Raw genomic sequence first — 14,747 nt, 5'->3', positions numbered from 1 at the left:
TGTTTAATAAGTTTTTTTGGGTAAAACCTGCTGAGAGCGGGCTTTGATAAAAAATTGCGTCAGCAGTAACAACGAAAATTGTAGCATAAAAAACGCCACTGATATCGATGGATAACAGTGGCGTTAGTGTAGCACTTGTACTTAACTAATCAGATTATTGATTAGTACATACGAGTAGTACGAATAGTTTCGCGTTGTAACTTCTTCTTATAACGCTTTACGGCAGCAGCTTTTTTGCGCTTACGTACTTGCGTTGGTTTTTCATAAAACTCACGCTTACGTACGTCTGATAATACACCAGCTTTTTCACAAGCGCGCTTGAAACGACGGATAGCGATATCAACTGGTTCGTTTTCTTTAACCTTAACTGCAGGCATGAAGACTCCTCGATTAGGATGAGATATAAGGGCATTAGTTTGGCTGTGTATTAGTATTTAGCCGTAATATCTCAAGATTACAGGCATCAGCTCAAACTAGGACAATTCTCACGCATTGGCGCAAGGGCAGGTATTTTAATAAAAAATATCAACAAAGTCAATGATTTTAACAGTTTATTGTCTATTTATACTTTGTTTAAAATGTATCGAGGCTGAGCTGTCAGGTTTTAGGTGAGTTAGAGCACAAAGTTTAGTGTTAATAAAAAATCCCTACGGTCTATAACGGTTTAGTGGGAGTTTATGCTATGATATTTCCCATATTGTAGGGTCTATGAACCGTTTTGTGCGTATTTTATTGAGGATGTTGGAATGAAAAAAACAGTATTAAACACAGCGTTGAGCACAGCTTTTATCGTAGCTTTGGGTGCGGGCGTGAGTGCTTGTAGCGGCGGCGAAGAGCACGAAGAAGTATTGGCGATCGATATGGTAGATGAAGCGGCTGAGCTGGCACGCGCAAACGCCCCTGAAGCAGAAGACATGGAGTTTCCAGAGGCGGCACCGATGCCAGCGGCGGATGCAACAGCTGCAGATGGGACAGAAGCTGATGCCACTGCTGAAGCAGGTACGGCGGATACAAGCATGGCAGACGCGACAACCCCAGCCACAGAGAGTGCTGATACCGCGGCTGCGCCTGCTGCCACTGACAGCGCCGATATGGCAACACCTGCTGAATAAGCTTTTAATTAGACTCGTAATATAATATTGTGAGTCTATGAACTGCTACAAAAAATTTGGCCACAGACGCATCAAATAAAGGTAAGGTCATGATCGATATACAGCAGCATATAAAAAGACTGAGTTTATCTGTTATCAGTCTAAGTGCGTTATTAGTATTGAGCGCTTGTAGTAGTGATAACGCGACTACGGAAGCGTCCAGCGCAGCCAACGAACCTGCTGCTACGAGTGTTGAAGAAACAGTTGCAACAGAATCTGAAACTACGGTGCCTGAGCCTATGGCTGAATCTGAGACTACCGACATGGTGGTTGAAGAAAAGACTGCTGTTGTCGCTGAGCCTGAAGTGCTCGCTGCAGATGCTGGTGCTAAACTTTACGAGTCAAACTGTAAAGTCTGCCATACAGCGGGTTTATTGAATGCACCGAAATATGGTGACACAGCCGCTTGGGCGACTCGTCTGACCAAAGATAAAGAGACTCTATACATGCACTCCGCTAAGGGCTTTAATAAAATGCCAGCACAAGCGGTAAATGGTGTCAGTGAGGCACAAGTCAAAGCCGCTGTTGATTATATGCTCGCGTCAGTAAGCTGATATAGTATATATAGAGTATACCAGTCATTGAAATTTGTTAAACTGACCGTCATTGTGACTGACAATGGCGGTTTTTTTATGCGCGTTTTCTATTACTATCGATTTTAACAACATGACTGGCTGTGCGAAGCGGATTTGATTCGCTATTCAAAATTTTAAAGCGATATACAATAAAAACGCGGCAAAAAATAGTCCGAAAACAAAAGCATAAAGGCAAAAGTATGAAGGTATTGGGTTTAGAGACGTCTTGTGATGAAACTGGGCTGGCGATCTTTGATAGCGAGCAGATCAATAATGACAATCAAGGGTTGGTCGGGCAAGTACTGTACTCACAGATTGAGCTACATGCGCTCTATGGCGGCGTTGTACCTGAGCTTGCCAGTCGTGATCATATTCGTAAGCTCGTGCCCTTACTCAACGAGCTGCTTGAGCAGTGTGATATGAGTAAAAACGACATCGATGCGATTGCCTATACTAAAGGGCCAGGGCTGATCGGTGCGTTGATGACCGGCGCATTATTTGGCCGCAGTCTGGCGTATGGTTTGGATATTCCTGCCATTGGTATTCATCATATGGAAGGGCATTTGCTCGCGCCGCTTATGGGTGCCAATCCGCCCGCTTTTCCTTTTGTTTCGCTGTTGGTCTCTGGTGGTCACACGTTACTTATAGCCGCTCATGGTGTGGGACAGTATGAAATCTTGGGTGAGTCGATCGATGACGCGGCGGGTGAGTGCTTTGATAAAGTGGCTAAGATGCTAGGCTTACCTTATCCCGGTGGGCCTAATGTTGCCAAACTGGCAGAAGCTGGCAACCCTGATGCTTACGCACTGCCAAGACCGATGCTACATCGAGGTTTGGACTTTTCGTTTAGTGGTATGAAAACAGCGGTACATAACCTGATTAAAGACACTGCTGGCTCTGATAGTGATCCGCACATTCGCGCGGATATCGCCGCGAGCTTCCAATATGCAGTGGTCGATACGCTAGTAAAAAAATGCGTCAAAGCACTCAAGCAAGCAGGTATGAGCCGTCTGGTCATTGCAGGCGGCGTCAGTGCCAACATACATCTGCGCGAGATGCTAGAGGCAGAGCTGGCTAAGATCAATGCAACGGTCCACTATGCACCGCCCGCGCTGTGTACGGACAATGGTGCGATGATTGCTTATGCCGGATTTGAGCGCCTGCAAGCTGGGCAATCTGATGATCTGGCGGTTAGCTGTATTCCGCGCTGGCCAATGACAGAGTTGCCAGCCGTATAATTGAGCCTTTTGTCCACCAAACCTATTTGAACTAAGGACAGTCTATGCAGTGGCTAGCAATCGGCTTAGGAGCAGCATTAGGCGCATGTTTACGTGGCTATTTAGCGCGCTTTAATCCACTGCATCATTGGATACCACTTGGCACGCTTGGCGCAAATGTCTTGGGCGGCCTGCTGATTGGCCTTGCGCTGGTGTGGTTCGAGCGTATGGGTAGCAACTTATCTGATCATGTGCGCGTGTTTGTGATTACCGGATTTTTGGGCGGGTTAACTACCTTTAGTACGTTTAGTGCAGAAGTATTTGGTTTTATTCATGATGGGCGGCTGCTAGCAGGCTTAGCGCTCGTTGGTTTGCATGTTGGCTTGACATTATTAGCAACCGCGCTTGGGTTTTATTTTTTTAAGTGCGTACTTTGAGCTTGTATCGATATCACCTGCTTAATGAGTGGTCTGATTTAAGTGGTTATCGAAATACAGTCTGTTTTAAATGGTCTGTTAATGAGTCTAGAGGGCATAATGACTGGTTCCGCTGGGGTATACCGCAACATTACAAGATGACTAGGTAACTAGGTTATATCTCTAGTTTTGACGGCATAGTTTGTGTCAATATGACAGTGTCAGGTTTTTAACAGATAGCTATACGTCTCTAGATAGCTCTGCCAGTGATTATATATTAGGTTGCTCCTTCCTTTATCGCCACTTTCTTTAGTAGGCATATAACTGATAAACCCTACCATATCAGAAGGATAGCCAAAATCATCATAAACGCTGTTTACCTTATTAAAGTCAGCATCACTGTTAAGTCTGTTCTTAAATAACCAAAGTAAGATAATATATCGCAATCTATCATTTACACGTTCATCATCTATAGTTATGGTGCCATTCTCTCTACTTACACCACTGTCATCTATCTCTAAATATTGAACATGAGGGTTCAGATAGCTGCCGTTCAATAAAATATCAAGAGCAATTTCAAGTAAGTATTTACTGTCAGGGTAGTTAATTAGGGAAACGTCAACTATCTTTCCTAAGTCTTGTAAATCTATTATCTTGCGACTGATAGCAAAATCGACTTCCTTCTCAGATAAGACAATATCGTTTTCTTTTAAAAAAGAAAATGGAATACTAATATTTTTCACGTTTAGTTTCTCTATATCTTGAATGATACTGGTTACGGCTGCCAGTGCGATGCCTGTATAGCGCACCGAACTATAGGCTAATTCTTTATTAATTCTTTATTAATCCATCATTACCATCATTCTTTAATGTAGGAACACGTTCTTGTATTGCATGATAAAACCCATCTTTGTCTTTTGGTGATATCACTATGCTACCCCCTTTATATATTATCTCAATCCTATCTAAGGACAGTGCTGGAGCAGATAACGTACTGTTGGTAGGAGTGATTTGGGTAATATCTTTCAATGAAATGCTTCGAGTAGAAAAACCATAATTCACTAACAGTTCGTCATCTGACAAACTGTACTTTACGCTGAAAAATATTAATAAGAGTAATATTGCACCTGGCATAGTAAAAAGACTAATAAATATTGTTCTTTTAATTGAACTATTGTTGTATATCCATTCTCCTACAGGCACCAAAATGAGTAATAAGCTAAAACCTAATATTAAAAAAGCTAACCAGAGATCGATCTTTGATGCAAATACAGTATTTATCATAATTTATTAGCAGAAAGCCCTTAGTTAATTTTATATTCGAAAAGCTCAGTTCATGTACACCATGAAGTACATTGTGACTGTTTCAGCGAGATAAAACATTGATACCAGTAGCCCACAGCCAAATATTTAAGTCCTCGCTAGGGAACCATTATTTACCATAACATTCATTACGATATGAAAAGGTGAATAATATTTCATCACTATAAAAAAGTAATTAGTAATGAAACTACAACGGCTTCACAATTCCATCAAGTAAACTCGCAAACCCCTGCATATAAGCCATATCTTGGCTCGCCGTGCGCGTTGCGGCATAAAGCTGACAATACACGCCGTCCCCCAATGGACGGGAGACCACCCAGCCTTTTTTCTCATATTCAGCCACCACCCAATCAGGCAATGCCGCTACGCCACGTTCACTGGCGACCAACTGAATCAGCATCGCGGTCAGTTCTGTGGTACGAACACTCTCAAAGCTCACTTGTGCTGGCGTCATAAAGTTGGCAATGATATCGAGGCGTTTGGCTTCTACCGGATAGGCAATCAATGTCTCGTTAACCAAATCATTAGGTTCAATAAATTCTTGCGTCGCTAAATCATGCGTTGGTGACAGCACCAAGCGACTCTCATACTCAAACAATGGCTGATAGCTAATACCGTCGAGCGGTAAATCACTGGTGGTAATAAGCAAATCGATATCGCCTTCCATCAAGAGATGATGCGGCTCAGGCTCAAAGCCCGTGGCAAAATCAAGCTCGACATCCGACCATTCACGGCGATAGTGATTGAGTATCGGCATGAGCCAATCAAAGCAGCTGTGACACTCTGATGCCAGTCGTAACCTGCCCGCTTGACCATGTGCCAAGCGCTTTAGATCGTTTTTGGTACGCGTGACTTGCGGCATGATATTATCCGCTAAGGCTAGCACGGCCTTGCCCGCTGGTGTAAAGCTAAGCGGGCGCGTGCGGCGATTGACGAGGCTGACGTCGTAATAGTTTTCTAGCTCTTTGAGCTGATGCGAGACTGCAGACGCCGTGACATGTAGCTCATCGGCCGCTGCCGCAAGTGAACCATGCGCCCGTAGCGCAGTTAAGGTATTAAGATGACGAAGCTCAAGCATGATAAGACCTAACCGCTAAAGTGAGAAGAACTCATTATAGTGGATACTGTGTTGATTTTCACTCATAGATGTTGTCAATGAGTGATTGCTGCTAGCGTCGCCGTAATAATAGCTGTGAGATGACCACCAATACTAGCGAGGCGACCAGCAATAACGTACCTATCGCATTGACTTCTGGTTTGAGACCCACCCGCACCATAGAATAAATACGCAGCGGCAAAATCTCATAACTGGGGCCTGTGACAAAGGTCGATACCACCACATCATCGAGCGATAAGGTAAAAGCCAATAACCAACCGGCCATTACCGCAGGCAAGATAACGGGGATCAATACCGTACGTATCATCGTCGACTCAGATGCGCCCAAATCGCGCGCTGCCTCCATTAGCCGCTCATCTAAGCTGCTCAGACGCGCAAAAACAGTAATGACCACGAACGGTAGGCAAAAAGTGATATGCGCTATCAGTAAAGACACAAAGCCTAGCTGTAAACCTATCAATAAAAACAGTGCCAGTAGTGAGATAGCCAGTACAATCTCAGGCGACATCATCAGCACAAATAGCAGCCCGTTTAGCAAGCCTTTACCACGAAAGTTATAGCGATGTAGTGCGAGCGCAGTGAGCGTACCAATCAAAGTCGAAACCGTAGCGGCGACCAAACCCAAGACAATAGAGTGCCAAAATGCATCGAGCATCGCTTGGTTATTAAATAATGACTCGTACCACTTTAGGCTAAAGCCGCCCCAGTTATAGCCAATTTTTGATTTGTTAAATGACATCACCACCAAAACAATGATGGGTAGATATAACAAAGTATAAATAAGACCGAGATAGCCTTTGGCAGCGATACTGCCAATCTTGAGCTTACGTGAATAAGACATTAGGCCACCTCGTTAAAGTCAGTCTTGCCAATGCGGCGACTACTGGCGCGATAAGCCAGTAATAATACCGCCATTGCCACTGTCAATAACACGCTAGCAGCAGCACCAAACGGCCAGTCACGGGCGTCTAAGAATTGGTTTTTGATGATATTACCGACGAGTAGGTTGCGAGAGCCGCCCAAAATATCCGCCACATAAAACATACCCATCGCAGGCAACAGCACGAGCAGTACGCCAGAGATAATCCCTGGCGTCGTCAGTGGTAGTACCACATGCCAAAAGGTCTGTGTTTTTGATGCACCCAAATCCTGAGAAGCCAATAGCATGTCATTGCGTAAATCGGTAAACACGGCATATAGCGGTAATACCATAAATGGGAATAATAAGTAAGTTAGACCAGCAATGACCGCGCCTTGCGTATATAAAATATCGATAGGAGCATCAATGGTACCGATTGCCAGCAGTGACTTATTAATCAAGCCATTATTCGCGAAGAGCAGCTTTAACGCATAGGTGCGTACCAGAGAGTTGGTCCAAAAGGGCAGGATCAACAGCAGCATGAGTAACGGCTGCCATCGCACTTTTACCTTGGACACGAGCCATGCAAAAGGATAGCCCAGCAGTAGACAGATAACCGTTGTGATACCTGCCATCCACAATGAATGAACGAACACCTCAAAATATAACGGATCAACCATGCGCACATAGCTGTCAATATTGATAGGTAAGCTAATAAAGGCGCTGCTATCTCGGGTTAAAAAACTGACCGCGATGACCAATATATTTGGTAATAGCGCAAATATCAGTAGCCAACCCCAGATCAGCCAGAGCGTTGCCGTACGAAACGGACTTTTGCTGCCTAAGTGGTTGCGGGCCATCAGCTACCATCCTTTTGTACAGTCGCCTTGTTTGTATGGTCAGCGTCTTCTGGCAATACCCACTCCCAGCCATCAACCCATGAGACCTTGACGCCTTCGTTGAGTTTGTAATCAAAGCTTGGGTCATCTTCATCAAAAAACTCAGAGGCCTTAATGATATGGCCATTTGCCAATTCAATAATCGAGTCTAACGTACTGCCTTTATAATTACTTTCGATGACGCGCCCCAGTAGTCCGCTATGCTCATTATCTTTTGGATCATATATGCGTAAGTCTTCGGGACGAAGTAGTAAATTGACGATATCGCCCACTTGTACATCATTGGCAAAATTGGGTCGACGCAAGTTACGTAGCGTTGTTGGCCCTTCTTGCGCTTGAGCCTCACAGACTTCAACTTCGATGCGTCCATTGGTCACGTTGCCATCACGATCTGGAAGGTCTGGATAGACACCCTTGACCTCAGCTCTAAACAGATTGGTCTCGCCGATAAACTTGGCAGTAAACAAGTTGGCAGGAGTCTCATAAATCTCAATAGGCGTGCCAATTTGCTGGAACATGCCGTCTTTCATCACGGCAATGCGGTCTGACATCGACAGCGCTTCTTCTTGATCATGCGTGACAAATACAAAGGTAATGCCCAGCTCACGTTGTAGACGCTTGAGCTCTGATTGCATTTGCAAACGTAGTTTGTGATCAAGCGCGGATAGTGGCTCATCGAGTAGTAATAGCTTGGGGCGATTGATCACCGCACGGGCGATCGCCACGCGCTGCTGCTGCCCACCAGATAAATCCTGCGGTTTGCGATTGGCCAAATGCTCCAACTGCACCATAGCCAGCATCTCGCTGACGCGAGCTTGAATCTCAGCTTTTGGCACTTTTTTTAGCTTTAATCCATACGCGACATTTTGGGCGACGCTCATATGTGGAAACAATGCGTACTGCTGAAATACCGTATTGACCGGACGTTTATCAGCGGATAAGCCTGCCATCTGTACGCCATCTAGATAGATTGTCCCCGCATTGGGCTGCTCAAAACCTGCAATCAAGCGCAGTAATGTCGTTTTGCCACAGCCTGAGGGCCCAAGCAGTGTCAAAAACTCGCCGTGCTTGATATCAAGGTTGATGTCTTTTAACACTTCAGTTTGATCGTAGGTTTTTTTGATACCATTTAATTGCAGCAACGTCTTGTCATTTTGAGGTGACGCAGAGGTTTTGTGCGTGCTTGGCGATGGGTCGGTCATAATATCTGTTCCTAAGCGTCAAATAGATCAGAGCAGTAAATCAATGCAGCCATCAAGGTATCTCGATGTCATCAAAAAACTGGCAAGAGCGTAAGCACGATTTGATTGCTGCCTGATAGCTGTCTGATTGCTGCGTATTATAACAAACCCGTGATATAAATCAGTGCAAGTTCGTTATAAGTTACGCGAGTCGTACCGTCATAGCAGCGATGGTTACGGCTATATTTTTACAGTTATAAGTTGGCGTATAACGACATTTAAACAAAATTTTTTACCGTTTTTTGGCCTCTATTCCTATACAATCACGGTATGGCTGACAAACGTAAGGCATCTGATGGGTGAGTGTGAATAGTCATCTGCCCATTTATGTTTGCATACAAGTATATAAAGCCGTTTATAACTCTCATATTATTGATAATAAAGGATCTCTCATGCCTACTGATATACGTCCAACAACAGGTCAAGAAGCCCTTGAGCTTTTAAAAGAAGGTAATGCCCGTTACGTGGATAGTCTCACCAGTACCGATGAATATATGCAGCGTCGCCCAGAATTGGTCAAGGATCAAAATCCATTGGCGATTATTTTGGGCTGCTCGGATGCACGAGTACCTGTTGAGATTGTTTTTGATCAAGGCTTGGGGGATTTGTTTGTCATACGTGTGGCCGGCAATGTGGTGGCGCCATCACAGATTGGCTCAATCGAATTTGCCGCCGAAGCCTTTGGCACAAAGTTGGTGGTAGTCCTTGGACATTCAAAATGCGGCGCGGTCACGGCCTGCGTTGAGACCTTGATCAATCCTGATCAGAACTATTCTCCTAATTTGCAATCGATCGTTGATCGCATTCGCCCAAGTGTCTATAACTTGCATGAGCTGGCAACGGCCAATGGTCAAGACGTCGATGCCGATGAGTTGGTTGATCGCTCTATCCGTGCCAATGTGCGTATGTCAGTGAGTCAGCTCAGACATGGATCGCGGGCACTAGAGGACTTGACGAATAGTGGTCAACTGCTTGTTGTGGGTGCTGAGTATGACCTAGAGACAGGTAAGGTGAGGTTCTTAGACAGCTAATATATATCTAAACATGAACATACTTTGTTCATATTCTTACAAAACCCTATCAATTATTTTGCCATTTTTTATTATGATGAGAGACAGCAGTGAATCATGACAGTCGTGATTCGCTTATTTATAATACTCTTTTTTGAATAACCTTAGGATAACTATGTCTACTAACGATAATAATGCGACCATCGCACAGCCTGCGAGCAGTATCAGTACAGATGGCGTCCAGTCAATCTCTACGCAAACGACAGGTTTTACGTTTAACCACACCATGCTACGCGTCAAAGATCCTGCCAAGTCATTGGCGTTTTATACTGGGGTTTTGGGAATGACGTTGCTGGCGGTCAAAAAATTCCCTGATATGGAGTTTGATCTGTATTTCTTGGCAAAGCTAACTGAGAGCGAGCGTGAGAACCTGCCTGCTGGTGATGACTTAGAAATCTTTGCGTTCCGTCAGCGCGGTATCTTAGAGCTGACCCATAATTATGGCACTGAGACAAAAGCTGACTTTAGCTATCATGATGGCAACCAAGACCCTCAAGGCTTTGGACACATTTGTTTTAGCGTACCGAACCTAGATGAAGCCATCGCTTGGTTTGATAAGAACGATGTTGAGTTCAAAAAACGTCCAGAAGACGGCAGCATGAAAAACATTGCCTTTATCAAGGATGTTGATGGCTACTGGATTGAAATCGTACAAGCTGATTTGATGTCATAACTGGCAAAACAGCAGTGAGATGTTCATTTATTTATCCCCTTAAACGCGCGCTAAAACAGCAATAGGAGCAACCCTTTATGCCCACCCCCGACGTGAGTCGCCTATCGAACACGCTAACCGATGGTGTGACCGTCTATCAACAAGTGGTCTATACCACGCAAGACTTGGCAAGTGGCTTTATCGAGCGCATTCCATATTTTATAGCGGCGCTCATTGTGTTGGGGATTTTTTGGCTGTTGTCGATTATTTTCAAAAAAGTCGTGCATAAAACCTTAGGCGCGCGCGTGCGTCATCAAAACTTGGTGAAGGTGTTTCAGCGCATAGGCGGGGCGCTTATTCTGTTTATTGGCTTTATGATCGCCATGGTTGTCGCTATTCCAGGATTTACACCAGCCAAATTAATCGGCGCGCTGGGTATTGGTTCGGTTGCGATTGGTTTTGCTTTTAAAGATATTTTTCAAAACTTGCTCTCTGGTATTTTGTTGCTGATTTCAGAACCGTTTCGTATCGGCGATCAAATCGTCTCAGGGGACTACGAAGGAACGGTAGAAGATATCAAAATCCGTGCAACGACCATCAAGACTTATGATGGCCGGCAAGTAGTGATTCCAAACTCGGAGCTGTATACCTCGGCATTAACCGTCAATACCGCCTACAAACAGCGCCGCTTGCAAGTGGCGGTCGGTATTGGTTATGAGGATGATATCGAAACAGCAAAAGCTGAGATTCTACAAGCTTTGGATAAAGTTGATAGCGTATCGAGAAAAGCGACGCCAAGCGTAATTGCGACAGGGTTTGGCGGCTCTTCTATGGATTTGACAGTACGTTGGTTTATTGATAACGGCACTCAGGCTAATAAAGTCGCTTCTATTCATCAAGTCATTGTAGAAGTCAAAAAAGCGCTGGATGCAGCCGGTATCAATATTCCTTTCCCTATACGTACAATAGATTTGAGCGATCCTTCAGTGAAATCTATTGTTAAGCAGATAAATAAGCAGCAAGATGACAATGTTAATGATGATGATAATGCCAAAAAAGCAGAGACAGAGTAATTTGCTTAGAGCGTTATTTCAAAGAGCTGTCTTCACGTGATGTTTTTTGAGCAATAAAAAACCGTCATATTCAATGATATGGCGGTTTTTTTGTCTTTCTACAAACTATAGTGAATTCAGTATAAAAACGATACAGTGGGACTGGGATAAATTTTTCGCAGCATCGAGCAGCGTAGGCACAGCACGTAAGAAAAATTTAGACCAGTTCCACCTTGATATATAATGTATCTGTTTTATTTAGGATTGATTATACTAGGCCAGTACAAAAAGTTAGTCATTCTTTGCTCTAAATTCGGTATGGCACGATTTACAACTTGCACCAACTTCACCAAAGGCAGCCTGGACGTCTTCGACACTAGTAGCCGACTGTGCAGCAGCATTTAGCTCAGCCGTCACTTTTTGAAAGTTGTCCGCTTCAGCACTGAAACCATCAGCATTTGACCATACGGCTTCAGTCGCGTTGCCCATGGCTTCTTGGTTTTCAAAGTGACTCCAAGGGTTTGCCGCATCTTCTGCCAAGAATGATGCCTGCTCTTTGAAAACCGCCGCATCAAAGGTATCAGGGGCTTTGACCATATCACCCATGACGCCCATCGCATCGCCCCAGCTTTTCATGCTGTCTTGGCGCGCTTTGATATCAGGATCGTCACCTGCACCGCTACACGCTGTCAAACCCAGCGCCGCTGCCATTAAGGTGATGCTAAAAAAAGATTTCAAAGATTTTTTGGTATAAACCTGTGCCATATGACTTACTCCTTTAAACGTGGCTAATAGTAGGCATCGCTATCACGCTTGCCTTACCTCAAATATTATTATAAAAATATTTCTTAAGATTCTTTTGCGCACAGTGGCTGCGAAATAGTCTCTACTATTGTAGCGTTTATCGGCAGAATGGGAGCAATATAATGTTATATCCTCGTAATCATCGGATGATATAAAACCCCTTTAGCAAATCGTTTGTTAGATATAAAAAAGGCCAACGATAATCGCTGACCTACACTCTCAAACCTAACATTCTTGAGCTTTAAAAAAGCTTAGAGAGCCAACCAATCACGCGGCTTGAGATAATAATCAGTCAACTCAAACTCAGGTGTGCCCTCAGCCGGCTCAAACCGATAATGCCAGCTGGCAAGAGGTGGCATACTGACTAAGATCGACTCAATACGGCCGTTACTTTGTAAGCCAAATAAAGTCCCACGATCGTAGACCAGATTGTACTCTACATAACGGCCACGGCGATAGAGCTGAAACTCACGCTGTGCTTCGGTATAAGGCATATCTTTACGCTGCTCAAAAATCGGCATGATACCGTCAAGGTAACCATTGCCAACGGCCTTCATAAAGTTAAAGCAAGTCTCAAAGTCCCAGCCGCGACTCTCTGTACTGACGTCGTCATAAAACAAACCACCGATACCACGCTGCTCATCGCGGTGACGCAGATGAAAATACTCATCGCACCACTGTTTGAAATCAGCATAAATATGGTCACCGAAAGGCGCGCATAGATCATGACAGACCTGATGCCAGTGTACACAATCAGCGAGTACGGGGTAGAAAGGCGTCAAATCAAAGCCGCCGCCAAACCACCAAATCGGCGCTTCGCCTTCTGCTTCTGCCACGAACAAACGTACGTTGGAGTGGCTGGTTGGGACATTTGGGTTTTTGGGATGTACCACTAAGGACACACCCATGGCTTGCGCTTTGCGACCAGCGATATTGGGGTGGCGTGCAGTGGCAGAAGCAGGCAAATTGTGGACATGGATATGACTGAACATCACGCCTGCTTTTTCGATGACCGTGCCATCTGTCAATACGCACGAACGACCGCCGCCACCCTCTTTGCGCTCCCAATCGTCAGGGACGAAAGTTGCATTGCCGCCGCCATCGCGTTCTTGTGCCTCTAAGGCGTCGCAGATACGAGCCTGTAGGTCCACCAAAAACGCCCGTACGCGCAGGATGTCTTGACTGGTTGGCGTGGTCTCTGACGCTACGGTTGATAGGTCTGCTTGGTTATCTATATTTGAAATACTCATAAGACATCTATTTATTTAGGTGTATGGCTGTATTAAAATCTTTATCGAGCATGTGCCCCATACGATCGCGTTTGGTCGCTAGGTACTCAGCGTTCATATCGTTGACACCGACCAATAAAGGCACTCGCTCAACAACGTCAATACCGTGCTCCGTCAAATAAGCAACTTTGTTTGGATTGTTAGTGATGAGTCTGACAGCGTTGACACTGATATGGGCAAGCATCGGACCACACATATCATAGATACGCGCATCAGCAGGCAAGCCTAACATGAGATTGGCATCCAGCGTGTCGTGTCCCTGATCTTGGAGGGCATAAGCGCGAATCTTGTTGGTCAGACCGATACCGCGACCTTCTTGACGCAAATACAAAATCGCACCGCAACCTGACTCTTGGATGGCTTGCATGGCAGTATTGAGCTGTGGTCCGCAGTCACACTTTAATGAGCTAAACGCATCGCCTGTTAGGCACTCAGAATGAATCCGAACCAGCGGAATTGGTCTTTGCGACGACGTGTCATCTGAGCTAGGTGCTGTCGTTTGATCGACCACAGACAGACCGACGGTCAGCATGACATGCTCTTGGCCTTCGTCGTTTTCAAAGATATGAATATCAAACTCGCCATGACGAGTGGGTAGTTTGGCACTAGTGATAAATTGATATGACATTACTGTCCTGCATAAGCCTAAAGTCGTGGCGGTGAAGGGTTTGTGATAATGCTATTAAACCCGCGATAACATTCTAGCCTGAACGGTAAGGCCAAGATGATAGCAGTATAACCTTTTCATAAAGAACGCGTGCTTATTGTATTTATTATAAAAACACACAAAGTTCACAGACGACGCACGATGATTAAAGCGACAATTAAAAAAAAATGCTATTATGCCATACTATTTTGGTGGATACAGTGACAAGTCTTTATCCTTACATTACTATGTCGTCACTAACATCCGATATTGATGCAAAATAATAGGGCATAATAATAGTCCTTGGTATTAAAGCACGTAGTTTTGAGGCACGATCTACTGTGGTAGCGTGTTCATATGATACGTAGCGCAGCTATATACACGTAAAGTTGCATGAATAATTATATGGTCGATTACATCAATAATGATGTAGATA

At 44.6% G+C, this 14,747-nt stretch carries 17 protein-coding genes; 7 read left to right on the top strand and 10 right to left on the bottom strand.

All coding sequences use genetic code 11. The features are described from left to right. Nucleotides 1-161 precede the first annotated feature (161 nt). A complete protein-coding gene (gene rpsU, locus HL061_RS07135; RefSeq protein ID WP_010195908.1) occupies nucleotides 162-377 on the bottom strand; it encodes a 30S ribosomal protein S21 in 216 nt (71 codons plus the stop codon). Nucleotides 378-746: 369 nt separating this feature from the next. Between rpsU and HL061_RS07130 the strand changes: the two genes are divergently transcribed. From HL061_RS07130 to crcB, 4 genes are all read left to right on the top strand, one after another. Beyond that, nucleotides 747-1,112: a hypothetical protein gene (locus HL061_RS07130; protein ID WP_071002418.1), complete on the top strand. Its 366-nt coding sequence runs from the start codon at nucleotides 747-749 to the stop codon at nucleotides 1,110-1,112. Nucleotides 1,113-1,201: 89 nt separating this feature from the next. Further along, nucleotides 1,202-1,705, top strand: a complete 504-nt coding sequence (locus HL061_RS07125; protein WP_071002417.1) for a c-type cytochrome — start codon at nucleotides 1,202-1,204, stop codon at nucleotides 1,703-1,705. A gap of 221 nt (nucleotides 1,706-1,926) precedes the next feature. Next, nucleotides 1,927-2,964, top strand: coding sequence for a tRNA (adenosine(37)-N6)-threonylcarbamoyltransferase complex transferase subunit TsaD (gene tsaD / locus HL061_RS07120; protein WP_071002416.1), 1,038 nt, complete (start codon nucleotides 1,927-1,929; stop codon nucleotides 2,962-2,964). A gap of 44 nt (nucleotides 2,965-3,008) precedes the next feature. Next, nucleotides 3,009-3,380, top strand: coding sequence for a fluoride efflux transporter CrcB (gene crcB, locus HL061_RS07115; protein WP_071002415.1), 372 nt, complete (start codon nucleotides 3,009-3,011; stop codon nucleotides 3,378-3,380). 200 nt (nucleotides 3,381-3,580) lie between these two features. On the opposite strand, the gene HL061_RS07110 is transcribed toward crcB, so the two are convergent. The 6 genes from HL061_RS07110 to potA form a co-directional block, all read right to left on the bottom strand. After that, entirely contained in the window at nucleotides 3,581-4,102 is a 522-nt protein-coding gene (locus tag HL061_RS07110; RefSeq protein WP_197496645.1) for a DUF2247 family protein, read from the bottom strand. An 88-nt stretch (nucleotides 4,103-4,190) separates the two neighbouring features. After that, nucleotides 4,191-4,643, bottom strand: a complete 453-nt coding sequence (locus tag HL061_RS07105; protein WP_071002413.1) for a PH domain-containing protein — start codon at nucleotides 4,641-4,643, stop codon at nucleotides 4,191-4,193. Between the two features lie 226 nt (nucleotides 4,644-4,869). After that, a complete protein-coding gene (locus HL061_RS07100; protein ID WP_071002412.1) occupies nucleotides 4,870-5,760 on the bottom strand; it encodes a LysR family transcriptional regulator in 891 nt (296 codons plus the stop codon). 91 nt (nucleotides 5,761-5,851) lie between these two features. Further along, nucleotides 5,852-6,640: a spermidine/putrescine ABC transporter permease PotC gene (potC, locus tag HL061_RS07095; RefSeq protein ID WP_071002411.1), complete on the bottom strand. Its 789-nt coding sequence runs from the start codon at nucleotides 6,638-6,640 to the stop codon at nucleotides 5,852-5,854. Then, nucleotides 6,640-7,518, bottom strand: a complete 879-nt coding sequence (potB, locus tag HL061_RS07090; RefSeq protein WP_093067426.1) for a spermidine/putrescine ABC transporter permease PotB — start codon at nucleotides 7,516-7,518, stop codon at nucleotides 6,640-6,642. The genes potC and potB overlap by 1 nt, the downstream gene beginning before the upstream one ends. Continuing rightward, complete coding sequence (gene potA / locus HL061_RS07085; RefSeq protein ID WP_093067429.1) at nucleotides 7,518-8,759, bottom strand: spermidine/putrescine ABC transporter ATP-binding protein PotA; 1,242 nt, start codon at nucleotides 8,757-8,759, stop codon at nucleotides 7,518-7,520. Before potA ends, potB begins: the two co-directional genes overlap by 1 nt. A 431-nt stretch (nucleotides 8,760-9,190) precedes the next feature. Here potA and HL061_RS07080 point away from each other — a divergent pair, with 431 nt between their 5' ends. The 3 genes from HL061_RS07080 to HL061_RS07070 all read left to right on the top strand — a co-directional run bounded on the left by HL061_RS07080 (nucleotide 9,191) and on the right by HL061_RS07070 (nucleotide 11,593). Further along, complete coding sequence (locus tag HL061_RS07080) at nucleotides 9,191-9,829, top strand: carbonic anhydrase (protein ID WP_093067434.1); 639 nt, start codon at nucleotides 9,191-9,193, stop codon at nucleotides 9,827-9,829. Nucleotides 9,830-9,983: 154 nt separating this feature from the next. Next, nucleotides 9,984-10,541: a lactoylglutathione lyase gene (gloA, locus tag HL061_RS07075; RefSeq protein ID WP_252962666.1), complete on the top strand. Its 558-nt coding sequence runs from the start codon at nucleotides 9,984-9,986 to the stop codon at nucleotides 10,539-10,541. Nucleotides 10,542-10,618: 77 nt separating this feature from the next. Next, nucleotides 10,619-11,593, top strand: a complete 975-nt coding sequence (locus tag HL061_RS07070) for a mechanosensitive ion channel family protein (protein WP_252962665.1) — start codon at nucleotides 10,619-10,621, stop codon at nucleotides 11,591-11,593. Nucleotides 11,594-11,863: 270 nt separating this feature from the next. Here the strand turns inward: HL061_RS07070 and HL061_RS07065 are convergent, their stop codons facing one another. From HL061_RS07065 to ribA, 3 genes are all read right to left on the bottom strand, one after another. Continuing rightward, the gene (locus tag HL061_RS07065; protein WP_186475199.1) at nucleotides 11,864-12,337 is read right to left on the bottom strand and encodes a cytochrome c; all 474 of its coding nucleotides are present in this window, start codon (nucleotides 12,335-12,337) and stop codon (nucleotides 11,864-11,866) included. Nucleotides 12,338-12,627: 290 nt separating this feature from the next. Continuing rightward, complete coding sequence (gene hemF / locus HL061_RS07060) at nucleotides 12,628-13,626, bottom strand: oxygen-dependent coproporphyrinogen oxidase (RefSeq protein ID WP_252962664.1); 999 nt, start codon at nucleotides 13,624-13,626, stop codon at nucleotides 12,628-12,630. Nucleotides 13,627-13,633: 7 nt separating this feature from the next. Next, a complete protein-coding gene (gene ribA, locus HL061_RS07055; protein WP_252962663.1) occupies nucleotides 13,634-14,293 on the bottom strand; it encodes a GTP cyclohydrolase II in 660 nt (219 codons plus the stop codon). Nucleotides 14,294-14,747 lie beyond the last annotated feature (454 nt).

This window comes from Psychrobacter sp. PSP, from assembly GCF_024085615.1.
Classification (GTDB): Bacteria; Pseudomonadota; Gammaproteobacteria; order Pseudomonadales; family Moraxellaceae; genus Psychrobacter; species Psychrobacter pacificensis.
Note: the sequence above shows the minus strand (reverse complement) of the source record. Positions and strands in the feature narration are given on the sequence as shown.

What these genes read in the sequence shown, in the direction of transcription:
- rpsU (WP_010195908.1), bottom strand. Translation starts at nt 377, where the DNA reads ATGCCTGCAGTTAAGGTTAAAGAAAACGAACCAGTTGATATCGCTATC.
- HL061_RS07130 (WP_071002418.1), top strand. Translation starts at nt 747, where the DNA reads ATGAAAAAAACAGTATTAAACACAGCGTTGAGCACAGCTTTTATCGTA.
- HL061_RS07125 (WP_071002417.1), top strand. Translation starts at nt 1,202, where the DNA reads ATGATCGATATACAGCAGCATATAAAAAGACTGAGTTTATCTGTTATC.
- tsaD (WP_071002416.1), top strand. Translation starts at nt 1,927, where the DNA reads ATGAAGGTATTGGGTTTAGAGACGTCTTGTGATGAAACTGGGCTGGCG.
- crcB (WP_071002415.1), top strand. Translation starts at nt 3,009, where the DNA reads ATGCAGTGGCTAGCAATCGGCTTAGGAGCAGCATTAGGCGCATGTTTA.
- HL061_RS07105 (WP_071002413.1), bottom strand. Translation starts at nt 4,643, where the DNA reads ATGATAAATACTGTATTTGCATCAAAGATCGATCTCTGGTTAGCTTTT.
- HL061_RS07100 (WP_071002412.1), bottom strand. Translation starts at nt 5,760, where the DNA reads ATGCTTGAGCTTCGTCATCTTAATACCTTAACTGCGCTACGGGCGCAT.
- potC (WP_071002411.1), bottom strand. Translation starts at nt 6,640, where the DNA reads ATGTCTTATTCACGTAAGCTCAAGATTGGCAGTATCGCTGCCAAAGGC.
- potB (WP_093067426.1), bottom strand. Translation starts at nt 7,518, where the DNA reads ATGGCCCGCAACCACTTAGGCAGCAAAAGTCCGTTTCGTACGGCAACG.
- potA (WP_093067429.1), bottom strand. Translation starts at nt 8,759, where the DNA reads ATGACCGACCCATCGCCAAGCACGCACAAAACCTCTGCGTCACCTCAA.
- HL061_RS07080 (WP_093067434.1), top strand. Translation starts at nt 9,191, where the DNA reads ATGCCTACTGATATACGTCCAACAACAGGTCAAGAAGCCCTTGAGCTT.
- gloA (WP_252962666.1), top strand. Translation starts at nt 9,984, where the DNA reads ATGTCTACTAACGATAATAATGCGACCATCGCACAGCCTGCGAGCAGT.
- HL061_RS07070 (WP_252962665.1), top strand. Translation starts at nt 10,619, where the DNA reads ATGCCCACCCCCGACGTGAGTCGCCTATCGAACACGCTAACCGATGGT.
- HL061_RS07065 (WP_186475199.1), bottom strand. Translation starts at nt 12,337, where the DNA reads ATGGCACAGGTTTATACCAAAAAATCTTTGAAATCTTTTTTTAGCATC.
- hemF (WP_252962664.1), bottom strand. Translation starts at nt 13,626, where the DNA reads ATGAGTATTTCAAATATAGATAACCAAGCAGACCTATCAACCGTAGCG.
- ribA (WP_252962663.1), bottom strand. Translation starts at nt 14,293, where the DNA reads ATGTCATATCAATTTATCACTAGTGCCAAACTACCCACTCGTCATGGC.